This window comes from Candidatus Ichthyocystis sparus (assembly GCF_900078745.1).
Lineage (GTDB): Bacteria > Pseudomonadota > Gammaproteobacteria > Burkholderiales > 2013Ark19i > Ichthyocystis > Ichthyocystis sparus.
In genome coordinates this window covers 32,590-46,593 of record NZ_FKII01000079.1, presented here as the reverse complement: position 1 = coordinate 46,593, position 14,004 = coordinate 32,590, and the positions used below count along the sequence as shown (strand labels likewise).

Here is a 14,004-nt window from a genome sequence, read left to right as displayed (position 1 = left end):
CCGCAGTTTTAACAATATTATACAACCATAATCTAAATACCAATTGCATAATACTACAAATAATCAATGTATAAAAAAATATGCAATAACAATAATTAATTACAAATTAATATTAGTCTCACATTAAAAAATATCTCCATCAATCTAATTATGAGCAATAAAATAATATAATCCATCATAATAATTTAGATAGAATATGATTTAACAACTAATGTATGATATGCAATATAACTGAGAAAGTATGCCTTCTTTTTATTTTTGCGCACTCTTAGACTCTACACTCATTATTTAGGTAATAAATTTAAATTGGAGAATGAATGTGAGTCCTACCAATATTGATAGAGCAACGGAAGCGCTAGATCACCAAGCAGATGAACAACAAGAAAGCACTCCCTCTGATAAAGCTGTAAGTAATATGGTAAATATAAGTTCTATACCGAACGTACAAGAGCCATCATTAATAACAAGTTCTGTTACACAAATTGATAATACACAATCTACACTAGAAGAAATATTAGAATATATAGAACAGGATACAGAGCAACCTAAATGCAGCTTATCTGATTATGCATATGATGACATAAGTATAATTAGTCAAAGTGATGACAATACATCGCTAACTTCAGTAGGTAATGTAATTGCTAATGCACTATTAAATTCAAATAGGGAAAATGTAGGATCCGGCTCAGCGTGTGAGGACACATATATGATATGTGATACTACTTATCATAGTAATAATAATGAAAGCGACAACAGCAGCAATAATAAATCCCATAGTGATATTGAATTATTTAGTGATATTGAATACAACAGCGATGAATCTGATGAAAATTATAGTATATATGAGCCCATAGATTTCAACTTGTTAATACCAACAACATATATTACCGACGCTAAATGTACTAAAAAAGAAAATTGCACAACATTAAGTACTTCGTTAAAAAAACTCACAAAAACAAACAAAATATCTATAAAGCGCATTCCTAACTACATCAGAAAACTTAGCTTAATAAAATTATCAGATGCAGAATTGCCAATATTGTTAGACAATGTATTTATAGGTTTAATAAAAAATTCGCTTGATTGTAATTACATGGCCAACTCTTTATTGTCTTCATTAGTAGGTGAATATGCAAAAATTGGTAGGTCATGTCACTATGTAGAAAACGCTAAAAATGTTGAAGATACTATTATGTATATTCATAGCAGAATTCTTGCTTGCTCTGCAAAGACTTCCTCAGCTCTAGCAGACAATTTCTACTTACTACTAACTGCATTATGGAAAAGCAGAATTCAACATATGCCAACAACATTGGATAGTGCAATTGCGATAATGCTTTCATTTTTATCAGAAGATTTTTCAATTGTTAATAGAATTACTTCCATTTTGTATGGTACATGCCGCGAATGTATTGCAAATAGTAATTTTTCATTTAAAAATGAAGTTGCAGGATACATGTATAATTGTATAGAAAAAAAAGTAACATCTTCCATAAATGAAGCCCTACAAGGGGTAGTAAATTCCATGTTAACTAGTGATTTTATAGCTAAAAACATTGCAAGAGTGTATTCAGGAATGATTGTGTCATTTAATGCATACAGCGCACTTTTAGAAATTGAATCATTATCGCTTACTGAACTATCTTTCTTTATGAGAACATCAGATGCAGGATCAAAACTTATGACTATTGCACAAAATAGAGAAGAAGATGGAAACATAAATACTGATGAATCTAAACCCAGCGAGCCATCACTGGAACCTGGTGAATATCCACTAATAATGAGACTGCAAATTTCTGCTAAACAATATTTTATAAATAGAACTATCCCAGACATAGCAGAAAGAGTAGAAAAATCTTGGGATAATATTTGTAATAAATCTTTTTATGTGGAATCGAATGGAAACTTATGCTCCTTTACTGCAGAACACAAGAGAGTAATTGCTACTAATATTATGGATCGTTTATTGGGTGGACTAGAAAATTTTATTAAGATAGTAATATTAGAAATTAGGACAGGTTGTGGTCATGGTTCAAGTGCATTGATACGATCAAGTAACAATGGTGCCAATGAACTGCTATCTTCCGCTATTAGACAATTTAAAGCTAATAAATAACAGCAAGTATCATGTGTCTATCTATGCATAAATATCCCTGCTGATATTGTGCATTCATTGCTATCGTGTACTTTTTTATCTATCTGCCATCACGATGCTCTAGCTATTGATTTGGCAAGGCAATAGAGACAGATTCATGTACTGAATGCACTAGGTAAGACTTTACACCAACAATTTATTGCATAGGCGCATTATCATAGGGAATAATTATCCACTTGAAACCAAGCTTGGCTTACTCTCGTATTTTGTTATAATCTTTAGTGGAAAAAATTAATTTCTCCAGCAATGACAATTTCTCCAAGGGTAACTCATGTTTTTGGTAATCTCGGTTAGACGTTGATAAAAGCATGTCTATGGTGGCTAGTAAAATTGGTAACTTCATACCTTACCGCATGAACACCATTCACGAATGGTATCTTGCTCTTCAGCAAGTACGTTCGTATGACAAGACGAAATAGCCTCAATCATTGATAATCTTATGTACCCTGTTGTTAAGCTATTAGCAACAGGGGTGTGTTTATGCCAATATATATCATAATTACTTACTGTAATAACCTTAACTGCTGTTAATGCGCATGACAATCAAGCCGTTAAAAAAATCAACACCTAATAAATCAATACTGAATAATTGTTTATGCAATCAAACCTGCATTATGATAATAACAAGCGTAACAATCTAATTCGATATACTAAAATGATGTTTGAAAGATATGAGATGAGATAACCTATATGTAAGCATCTAAAACAGTAACAATAATTAATTCTAAATTAATATAGTCACATATAAAAAATATACTACCCTACAGGGTTACAGATAACAAAACAATATAGCTCCACAACTGATATATTACTTACAACAGACTAAGATGCAGAGTAAATGAGAAAGTATTCCCTATTACTGTATCTATAAGCTCTTATACTCTACTATAATTGCCTAATTCAATAAACTTGGAGAACAGATATGGATCCTACCAATGTCTATCGAATAATGGACGCGTTCGGTCAGCAAGAAGATGAACAACAAGAAAATGCTGCATCCAGTGGTCTTTCCGGTCACATGGTTGATACACACTTAATACATCAGACTTGCCGACACTATCGGCAGGAGAGTCTGCTGCGCAACTTACTGACATACAATCTGCATCAAAAGAAATATTAGAAAATATAGAACAAACTTCGTCCACAACTCACAACAGATAGTGTGACATCTGAATCTAGCAGTGATGAATCTGAGGTCGACTTCGGACCGTTCGATAGTACTATTGATTTCAACAATAACGAATGTAACTTTTGCCCATAACAATTGCAAGTTTCTGCTAAACACCATCCAATAGAGCTATAACATTCATAGCAAAAATGATAGAAAAATATTGGGTAGTGTTTATAGTAAGTCCTTTTATTTATAAGCAAATGGACATTTAATACTGTAGATTAAAACATAGTGTAACCCTGGTTGAGGTGCATTATTTAATCACATCGCTATAGTGTAGCTATGCAAATATGCGTACAAGACTAAATACTAAGATTACAACTGCTATTTGCGCCGCTGCTATTTGCATTTGTTAAATAACTCTAAACACGTGAGTGGCAACAAGCTTTGTGTACCTATAACATATGCATCAATATCCCTAAATTGCTAGCGTGTACTTTGTTATTTATCCATCTGTATGACAACATGCTAGTCATCCATTTGGTAAAGCAATAGAAACAGCCTCACGTACTGAATGCACTAAGTGAACCTTCATGCCAACAACTTCCTGTTTGGGTGCATTCGCATGTGGAATTACTGCCTCCTTGAAACCAAGCTTGGCTGCCTCTCGTAATCTGTCCTGACCCCTAGGAGCGGCACGAATTTCTCCAGTAAGACCAATTTCCCCAAATGCAACCAATGTTTTAGGTAGGGCTTGGTTACGTATTGACGAAAATATAGCTAGTAAAATTGCCAAATCTGCAGCTGGCTCTACCACGCGAACACCTCCAACAGCACTTACAAACACATCTTGTTCTGCAAGAAATGCATTTGCGTGCCGAGCTAGAACAGCCATAATCATTGATAATCTTTGATTATCAATGCCCAATGTTAAGCGTTTCGGGACAGAGTATGATTTATTTACTAATGCCTGTATCTCTACTAAAAGAGGACGTGTTGCTTCCTGCATCACCATAACTGCTGTTCCAGGAACTGGGTCATCACGCTGTGATAAAAACAATGCTGAGGGGTTATTTACACTCTTCAATCCACTTTCTGTCATAGCAAACACACCAACTTCATTAACCGCACCAAAACGATTTTTAAAAGATCTAACTAATCTAAAATTTGAATAACTATCCCCTTCGAAATAAAGAACAGTATCTACGATATGTTCCAAAACACGTGGACCAGCTATAGATCCATCCTTAGTAACATGACCTACCATAACTACAGAAACTTTATTCTTTTTAGCATATTGTACCAATTGATATGCGCACTCCCTAACCTGCGTCACCGATCCAGGAACAGCGCTGAGCTGAGTTAGCATCATAGTTTGAATTGAGTCAATAACTACAACATTTGGTTTTAGTACGTACGCAGTAGAAAGGATGTGGTCCAGATTGGTTTCCGCGAGTAAATTTATCTCCTGCCTTTTTAGAGTAAGACGCCTAGCTCTAAGTGCAACTTGATCTCTAGATTCTTCGCCACTAACGTACAGAACTACTTTATCTGTAACTAATTGTGATAACACCTGTAGCAGAAGAGTTGATTTTCCTATCCCTGGATCTCCACCGATAAGAACCACACCACCTGGAACGAATCCACCACCGAGAACACGATCAAACTCACTCCAGCCTACTGTCCAGCGAGATACATCAATAGCCTTAACATCAGAAAGGAGACAGATACTTTGCTTCATGTACTCATCTGACGTAACATCCTGTATCGTATGTAAATTTACCTCAATAAGGGAATTCCATGCATTACATGACAAACACTTTCCATGCCACTGATGTACTTGTGCCGAGCAGCTTTGGCATTGATAGATTATTTTTTTTTTCTTCATACATTCAATAATGGAGGTACAATAAGGCAGCAATTCATAGGGTAAATCGCATGGTAGTAGTAGACATTGGTAGAGACGGTAACACAAATATCACTGTTAGATGGATATTTACTTAAAAACATAAGTATTGGTTACCTAATTCTAGTTACAAGGGGGATAGTATAGTGCAGACGCTCGTAAGTTACATTGAACTCGTTCATAACTTCTTCTGGGGCGCCCCCATGTTAATCTTGTTCCTAGGAACAGGACTTATATTGCAAATTAATCTGAAGTTTATGCCACTCAAGCATATCTATAGTGGACTTAAGGCCATTGCTAATAGTTGGCTACATTCTAAAAATTCCAATAAACCTGGGCAAATCAGCGTCTATGCTGCTTTAATGACCGGTCTAGCATCAACTGTTGGAACAGGAAACATTGTTGGAGTAGCTAGCGCTATTGCCATTGGTGGGCCGGGAAGCGTATTTTGGATGTGGTGCACTGCAATCACTGGCATAGCAACGAAATACGCTGAAATATTTCTGTCAGTAAGATTCCGCAGAAGCAAGGATGGTGAATTCTTCGGTGGACCTATGTATGTCATTCAAGACGGTATGGGTAAAAAGTGGCGTTGGCTGGCGATCATGTTTGCAGTTTTCACCGTAATATCCGGACTTGGCACCGGCACAATGACACAGATCAACAGTATTTCTGATGCCATGTGGAATACCTTCCAAATTCCACGACTTGAAACAGGAATCGTAGCGGCAGTTTTAATAGGATTCATCATAATAGGTGGAATCGAGCGTATTGGTAAGGTAGCTCAGTACCTGGTTCCTTGGATGTGTCTGTCCTATATTGCCATGGGTCTGTTTGTAATACTATCTAACTTCAGGGAAATACCTTCTGCGTTTTACACCATTTTTAAACATGCCTTTCATCCTACTGCAGCTATTGGTGGCTTTGTAGGTTCGTCGGTCATGAATTCGATTCGTTATGGAATCGCCAGAGGGGTATTTTGCAATGAGGCTGGAACAGGAACTGCCGCTATAGCCCAAGCGGCAGGAAAAACCAGTGATGCTGTAAATTCCGGCATAATAGGGATGATGAGTGTGTTTATTGACACCATGTTCATATGCACCATAACTGCGCTTGTAGTGGTGATTACCGGCACCTGGAAATCAGGAATGATAGGAAGTGAGCTTTTTAGCATGGCAATAGAACATTCCATCCACAAGTATAGTGTGTATATACTTGATGCTGAAATAATTGTTTTTGCATTCACAACCGTTTTAGCTTGGGGTTACTATAGTGAGCGGGCCTGGATTTTCCTTTTTGGACGTAGAACTCTGTTTTTGCTGCAAATCATCATCTTAATTGTCATATTAATTGGAAGCGTTAGTAACATTAAGGTGGTTTGGTTATTTTCTGATTTGACTAATGCTCTTATGGCCATTCCGAATATAATCTCAATACTGTTCTTTATGCCACTTATACGTGAGGCAACAGCAAGCTACCTATCTTCAGATAGATGTACTACACCTTGATTGGTCAATTATGTTACGATTTGTCTGGTGATACTTCACAAATCCCTTCAGTCGCTTGATGAGCTCTAAAGGTTGGCAACGCCATGGGATATGCTTTCTATTTCTTAATGATCACGCAGTTTCTGTCTTCGCTGGCTGATAATGCTATCATGCTGGTAATAATAGACTTATTCCATATAACTGATTCGCCAGAATGGGTTACTCCTCTTCTGAAGTTCTTTTTTGTTGTTCCGTATGTATTACTTGCATCCTGGATAGGTCCGGTGTCGGACAGAATCTATAAAAATCAACTCATGATGATTACAAATTGCATAAAAGCGGCTGGTTGCATCATGTTGTTTTATCTATTGCTAAGCAGCAATAAAAGCTGGAAACTTATTTTGCTTTCGTACACTGTCATAGGTGTTGGTGCCGCATGCTATTCTCCTGCAAAATACGGAATAATTGCCGAATTAGTAGGTGAAGATCTGTTGGTAAAAGCTAACGCTTGGGTAGAAACATTAACTGTAGCTTCTATTATACTGGGATCAATTCTAGGCGGTGTAATGGTATCTAAAAATTTCTCCAACCATGCTATTGTTCAGTCGTTGCTAAGTACATTTGAAGGTGAAAATAAAGCAGCACAGCTTGCTACATTGGTTTTATTTGTCGTATATCTTATATCTTTTAGCTTTAATTTATTCATTCCCAAAACCAACTCATCTTCTGCACACACATCGTCACATAAGGTTGGGTATATGGAAAGCGTTAAGACGCTAAGCAGTGACCGCTTAGGTCGTCTGTCGCTACTGGTAACAACATTATTCTGGGGTGTTGGTGCTATCCTACAGTTCCTGCTTATTGTTTGGGGAGAACAGAACTTGAACTTTTCGATATCGCAAACGGCCTATCTGCAGTCAGTATTTGCCATAGGGATAGGGGTAGGATCTGTTATATCTTCTAAAATTGTAACTCTTGAGAAAATTGATAATATTATGATTGTTGGTCTTATTGGGAGTCTATTTATAGGTTTGCTTGTTATAATAAAATCGGTGTTCATTGCCATTCCGTATTTAATAATGGTAGGTGCAATGGTGGGTTTTTTCATTGTTCCGATGAATGCGCTTTTGCAAGCAAGGGGGTACTTGCTGGTAGGTTCTGGAAAATCTATAGCTATACAAAATATGTGTGAAAATATAGGTGTACTAATAATGTTGGCAATATATAGCCTCTTATTACATTGTAATGTATCGGCGTCATCTATTATCCTACTACTAGGTTTGTCCACTTCTGCCTGTGTTTTGTACCTGATGAAGAACAAACAAGACGCCAACAAACTGTAAGTAATGGATAATTTTCAATGTATAGTAAGTCCGGATTTTTGGATTCCTATTGCCTACCTGGAGTTGACAGTTATCAGATTAGCAAATTAGAAAAAAAACTTCTAATAATTACAGAAAAAGTTGATGACTCTAGTAGGATAATGCACGATCTTAAGTTTTACCGTCCATCTCTAAGTGTACATGTTTTACCGGACTGGGAAACGCTACCATATGAGCGGTTCTCCCCACATCAAGACTTGATTTCAGAACGTCTTGAAACTCTATGGCTTCTATATCAAAACAGGGTTGATGTGGTAATTGCTCCCATAACTACTGCTATTCAGCGCCTACCGCCAATAGAGTATATTATGAGCAATACCTTTATTTTTCAACCAGGTGCTGATTCTTCATACGAAAAAATCAAACAACAGCTAATTTTATCTGGATATACTGCTGTAGGACAGGTCTATAGGCGTGGAGAATTCAATATACGTGGAAGCATAATAGATCTCTTCCCTATGGGAGCAAAGGTTCCTTATAGGCTAGATTTTTTTGATGATGCACTAGAAAGCATAAGATCTTTCGACATTGAAACTCAAAAGAGCATAGAGCCTGTTAGCAATATACGGATATTGCCGGCAAGTGAGTTTCCAACTAACAAAGACGGCATAAGATGTTTTTCAAACAATTTTCGTATTCATTTTCCTGGAGATCCTAATCGCTCTTCACTTTACAAAGATGTATCCAATGGAATTGTCTCAGCTGGAATCGAGTACTATCTACCTCTTTTTCATAATAAGTTAAACGTACTAGTTGACTATATAACCCCAGAAACGACTATCATACGACATGGTGATCTTAATAGCGGAATTCAAAAGTTTTGGGAAACGCTTCGAGAAAGCTACAAGAACCTAAATTACGACACATCGTATCCTGTATTGCCACCAGAAAAGCTCTACCTAAGTGCAGAAGAGTTTTTTACCTCACTTAAGACAAGAAATAATATGCGTGTATCAACCAGCGAACAAGAAAGTGTTGATGGCATGTTCAGCAAAGTTCCACCGGTAGCAGTAATTTCTAAAAATCATGACCCTCTATCAAACTTTAGGAAGGTACAAAGTTCATTTTCTGGAAAAATAATACTTGTATGCTACTCGATAGGAAGAAGAGAGGTACTACGTGATCTATTATCACGTCATAAAATTGAGTTACCTAATATTGCTCTTTCATTTGAAGATGCAGTAAATAATGAATATAAGTTCAACATTTTGGTTGGATATCTATCGAATGGATGGCATATTCAAGATAAAATTATTGTTATAACAGAGTTCGAACTATTCCCTAGTACAAATAAAAATCGCAAGAAGTACAAGAAGACGTTCGACTTGGAACTTTGGATTAAAGACCTTTCTGAACTACAGCTTGGTCAGCCTGTAGTTCATCAACAGCATGGAGTAGGAAGATACTGTGGGCTTGAGATAATGGATTTTGGAGATGGTCCCACTGAGTTTGTACGCATTAATTATGCTGATAATGACAAGCTTTTTGTTCCTATTTCTGAGTTAAGCATTCTTTCTCGATACTCTGGTACTGAGAGTGAAAAAGCTCCTATAAGCAAGCTAGGCAACTGCCAATGGGCAAAGATATGTCAAAAGGCCAGGGAAAAGGCACATGATACGGCGGTAGAATTACTTGATATCTATAGCCGGCGCAAACAAATAAAAAGGGATGCTTTTACATTTTCTGAGGAAGACTATGAAAAATTTTGCTATGAGTTTGGCTTTGAAGAAACACCCGATCAGTTAAATGCAATTAGTGCTATTGCCTCTGATCTTAAGAGTGAATATCCAATGGATAGGGTTATATGTGGTGATGTAGGATTCGGCAAGACAGAAGTAGCTTTACGCGCAACATTCATGACAGCCATGTCTGGCAAACAGGTAGCCTTACTTTGTCCTACAACCCTACTAGCCAATCAACACTATAATGTTTTTTCTTCTAGGTTTGCTTCATGGCCTATAAAAATAGTAGAGTTATCTCGTTTTAGATCTCCTGCAGAAGTTAAAAAAAGTATTGCTGAGATAAGCGATGGTTCTGTAGACATTGTGATAGGGACTCATAGATTGTTACAAAAAGATGTTCTTTTTTCGCGCTTGGGTTTAGTAATAATCGACGAAGAGCATCATTTCGGTGTTCGTCAAAAGGAAGTAATTAAGGAGTGGAGAGCAAGTGTTGACATCCTTTCCTTAACGGCGACTCCAATACCAAGAACATTATCTTTGTGCTTGGACGGAATCAGGTCTTTTTCTATTATTGGCACCCCCCCTCAAAGGCGTCTTGCAATTAAGACCATTATTTCTCCAGATAGTAATGATTTGATTCGTACGGCAATACTTAGAGAATTGAAGCGTGGTGGACAAATATACTTTTTATACAACGAAGTTAAAACAATTGAAAATAAGAAAATATGGCTACAGGATTTAGTTCCTGAAGCTCGCATAGTAGTTGCTCACGGGCAAATGCCTGATGGTAAGCTAGAGCATGTTATGCGTGATTTTTCAATGCAGCGATTTAATATTTTGCTATGTACGACAATTATAGAAAACGGCATTGACAATCCTAATGCCAATACCATTATTGTGCATAGAGCTGATCGTTTTGGATTAGCTCAACTACATCAAATACGGGGTCGGGTTGGACGTTTTCATCACCAAGCGTATGCGTACCTATTAATACCGCAAGAAGAGGAAATGTTAACTCCTGATGCGCAAAAACGTCTAACTGCGATACGTTCTGCTGAAGATTTAGGATCTGGTTTCTTTTTGGCCCGTCACGATCTTGAAATTCGTGGTGCTGGAGAATTATTAGGAGAGGCTCAATCTGGGGAAATGCACCAGGTAGGATTTTCTTTATTTACTGAAATGCTACAAGACGCCGTTAATAATATACGCAAGCAAAAAAACGGTGATGCTAGCTGTAATCAAGGCAGAATAACCGCTAAGATCAACTGTTATAAGCCTATGTTACTTCCTGAACATTATTGTCCTGATGTAGGGGTTCGTCTTAGTTTGTATAAGCGCTTATCTGACTGTAGCAACAGCAAAGACATAGATGAAATTAAGATGGAAATAGTGGATCGATTTGGGCCGATGCCTGAAGCAGCTCAACGATTATTGCTCATGCACCATCTGAGGGTAGTTGGAGAAAGCATTGGTATTTGTGACACCAACATATCTGCCAATAATGTAGTTGTAAAGTTCTCAAGCCCGCCTCTGGTTGATAGTCGCAGCATAATAAAGAGCATTTGCACTGTACCTTCAATGCAGATAATGAAGAACGACTCACTAAAATTTGAATGGTCAGGTGACGTACAAGATGCAGTGCAAACTGCACTCACATTCATAGAAACGGTTAAGGAAAACGATAACAAGCTCAAGCAGAATGCTTCAACTCACAGATAGCTCTCACTAATTTTGATTATCAGACTTTACCCAAAATCTTGGTTTTGTTACACGGAAATGGTAGTGATCTAGGAGGTAATCATAAAACATAAAAAGCTCTACACCTCCCTGATCTAATTTAGCCAACTGGTTGTATTTCAACTTCTCCTGTTCTGTAGGGGTATGAAAAACACGTCCCACAACTCTATAGATCCGATAGCTGTCAGAAAATTTTACTGGCTCCAAAATATCGCCTTTTTTAGCATTAATAAGCTTAGTATAGAAATCATCTGTAAAACCATATTCACTCGCTTTGTGTGAAGCAAACACACTTACAACAGGTGACCAGCCACCAGCAGAAGATACAGATTTGCCACTTTTATCTGTCTTTAATTTTTCAAACAGCTTCAGAGACTCAGCTCTAGAACGATTCTCAGCAGTTTCCTGCATTAAATTCTGGAAAATAATTTCCCTAGACTCAGATAGGCTCCTTACGTGTCCAGGCACGTGCTTACTTACCCTAGCAACCACCCAATGGTCAACTGACAGTGGGATAACCTCACTATTACGATGGTGTTCCAAACCATCAGAAGAAAGAAGATCGGAAAGAAGCCGCTCGCTATGTAAAATTTTATTACTTTTCAATTCTTCCTTCGTAGTCAACCCCGTACGAAAGACACTTAGCTTCCAGCGCTCTGCCACTGGCTTTAGATCATCTACCTGTGACTCAACCATATCGCTAAATGCGGAAAGGTTATCATGAAGAAAGGTACGTGCCTTTTGGAGGCGCAACTCTTTTCTTATCTCTGGTAAAACTGAATTAAAGGAATCGACTTGGGCACGTTGCACATCAGACAAAAAGAGCACATGAAACCCGTATTTACTCTCTACTATACCTGGAACACGTTCCCCTACCTTAACTTTCTTAACAGCCTGCTCCAATGAGTATGGTAAAATGCCATCTCCGACAAATCCCAAATCACCACCTTTTTCAGATGAAATCTTGTCATCTGAGAACAGCTTAGCCATTTTTCTAAAAGTTGCCAAAGATGGATGTGTGCCAACACGTGAAGAAACATACACAGCACGATTGCGAATACGATCCCGATCAACATCGGAGACATTATCAGGAAGAGCAATAAGAATGTTAAAGACTCTATATCTATCTGGGTGTACGAATAACGGTTTGTGAGAGTTATAATACTCTCTCTCCTCTTTGTCAGACACATTAACTGATACAGATTCTGGGCCCCATACAATATACTCAATGTCAAAGCGAGCGGGGACATAGAAAAAATTACGGTGAGAATAGTCATTGTAATACTCAGAAATTTGGGCTTCTGTTGGCAGTTTCTTTACCAGAGCCCTGTCTACGGGAACGGACTTATATACTACCTTCAGCTCCTCTTTTTGCCGCATAGACAAACTATCCTGTATCTTATTTGACAAAATAGCCTGGCTTAAAACATCTCTGACATTACTTACCGCCATATCTGAGCGCAATCGCTGCTCAAAATTGCTGGCCGTGGTACCGCGATTCTTCAGAAACTTTTCATACATAGTCCTGGAAAACTTCCCGTCACTATCCAGGAAAATCGACAATTTACTGATAGCGTCTACTAAAAAGTAATCACTAACACCTATTCTTTGATCAAAAACCCACCTTTGAAAGGACAAACTCTGTGCCCATCGCAAAAAGAAAGAACCTCTAATTTCAGGGGTATCAAATAAATCAGAGCTGTAACTAGATCCCATCTCCTGCCGCACCTGAATCTGGCGTTGGTGGTATATGTTGTTAAAATCTTCAGCATATAAGTCGTGATCTGCAAGATGGGCAACACCACCCCTGCCACCACTAACTGAAAAATAAGATGACACGCCCCAGAATGAAAAGCTAATAGCCACAAAAGCCAGGGATACAGTGACTAACCTACGATTACGGGAAACAAATCCAAACATGAAAGAAAGACGCAAAAGTATAGGAAATAAAACAACGCTTGGCGGAGCGGACGGGACTCGAACCCGCGACCCCCGGCGTGACAGGCCAGTATTCTAACCAACTGAACTACCGCTCCGCTCATTACTAAAACTGACAGTATATGGTGGGTGCTAACGGAATCGAACCGCTGACATTCGCCTTGTAAGGGCGACGCTCTACCATCTGAGCTAAGCACCCAAAAATCACGTGGCATTGTACACCAAACACTAACAAAAAGACCACCTATTAATTAATGGCATCTTTAAGAGCTTTACCAGGACGAAATTTGGGAACTTTGGCAGACTTAATTCTAATAGTCTCGCCCGTTCTAGGGTTACGTCCTGTACGTGCCGCACGTTTTCCAACTGAAAAAGTACCAAATCCAACAAGAGTCACCGATCCACCTTTCCTAAGGGTAGTTCTAATTGACAAAAGCATAGCTTCAAGAGCACGACCAGCAGCAACCTTTGACACCTCAGCCTCTGCCGCAATGACATCAATAAGTTCTGATTTATTCACAATATCCCCCTAAGATGTTTTTATTTAAGCCATCTCAGTCTTATAAATGGGCTAAAAAATTATGTCAAGAATATAGACTTGGAAGA

General features: G+C 38.0%; 9 protein-coding genes and 2 tRNA genes. 4 read left to right on the top strand and 7 right to left on the bottom strand.

Annotated elements, in window-relative coordinates; translation table 11 throughout:
* Positions 1-319: 319 nt before the first annotated feature.
* The gene (locus A6733_RS07450; protein ID WP_092400712.1) at positions 320-2,116 is read left to right on the top strand and encodes a hypothetical protein; all 1,797 of its coding nucleotides are present in this window, start codon (positions 320-322) and stop codon (positions 2,114-2,116) included.
* Positions 2,117-2,494: 378 nt separating this feature from the next.
* Here A6733_RS07450 and A6733_RS09475 read toward each other — a convergent pair whose 3' ends face one another.
* The 3 genes from A6733_RS09475 to radA form a co-directional block, all read right to left on the bottom strand.
* Positions 2,495-2,698, bottom strand: a complete 204-nt coding sequence (locus A6733_RS09475; protein ID WP_139057442.1) for a hypothetical protein — start codon at positions 2,696-2,698, stop codon at positions 2,495-2,497.
* Between the two features lie 386 nt (positions 2,699-3,084).
* On the bottom strand, positions 3,085-3,300 hold the full coding sequence (locus tag A6733_RS08420; protein ID WP_141663484.1) for a hypothetical protein: 216 nt from the start codon (positions 3,298-3,300) through the stop codon (positions 3,085-3,087).
* A gap of 498 nt (positions 3,301-3,798) precedes the next feature.
* Positions 3,799-5,154, bottom strand: coding sequence for a DNA repair protein RadA (gene radA / locus A6733_RS07440; protein ID WP_092414754.1), 1,356 nt, complete (start codon positions 5,152-5,154; stop codon positions 3,799-3,801).
* A 164-nt stretch (positions 5,155-5,318) separates the two neighbouring features.
* On the opposite strand from radA, the gene A6733_RS07435 reads away from it, so the two are divergent.
* The 3 genes from A6733_RS07435 to mfd all read left to right on the top strand — a co-directional run bounded on the left by A6733_RS07435 (position 5,319) and on the right by mfd (position 11,442).
* On the top strand, positions 5,319-6,680 hold the full coding sequence (locus A6733_RS07435) for an alanine/glycine:cation symporter family protein (RefSeq protein ID WP_500681067.1): 1,362 nt from the start codon (positions 5,319-5,321) through the stop codon (positions 6,678-6,680).
* Positions 6,681-6,763: 83 nt separating this feature from the next.
* Positions 6,764-8,002 carry a lysophospholipid transporter LplT gene (lplT, locus tag A6733_RS07430; RefSeq protein WP_092400721.1) on the top strand — a complete coding sequence of 413 codons (1,239 nt, stop codon included), beginning with the start codon at positions 6,764-6,766 and terminating at the stop codon, positions 8,000-8,002.
* A 17-nt stretch (positions 8,003-8,019) separates the two neighbouring features.
* Positions 8,020-11,442: a transcription-repair coupling factor gene (mfd, locus tag A6733_RS07425; protein ID WP_092400725.1), complete on the top strand. Its 3,423-nt coding sequence runs from the start codon at positions 8,020-8,022 to the stop codon at positions 11,440-11,442.
* 6 nt (positions 11,443-11,448) lie between these two features.
* On the opposite strand, the gene A6733_RS07420 is transcribed toward mfd, so the two are convergent.
* From A6733_RS07420 to A6733_RS07405, 4 genes are all read right to left on the bottom strand, one after another.
* Positions 11,449-13,395, bottom strand: a complete 1,947-nt coding sequence (locus tag A6733_RS07420) for a SurA N-terminal domain-containing protein (RefSeq protein WP_141663013.1) — start codon at positions 13,393-13,395, stop codon at positions 11,449-11,451.
* Between the two features lie 24 nt (positions 13,396-13,419).
* Positions 13,420-13,496: transfer RNA gene (locus tag A6733_RS07415), tRNA-Asp, on the bottom strand.
* A 25-nt stretch (positions 13,497-13,521) separates the two neighbouring features.
* Positions 13,522-13,597, bottom strand: a tRNA-Val gene (locus tag A6733_RS07410).
* A gap of 48 nt (positions 13,598-13,645) precedes the next feature.
* Positions 13,646-13,918: an HU family DNA-binding protein gene (locus tag A6733_RS07405; protein WP_092400731.1), complete on the bottom strand. Its 273-nt coding sequence runs from the start codon at positions 13,916-13,918 to the stop codon at positions 13,646-13,648.
* Between the last annotated feature and the right edge of the window lie 86 nt (positions 13,919-14,004).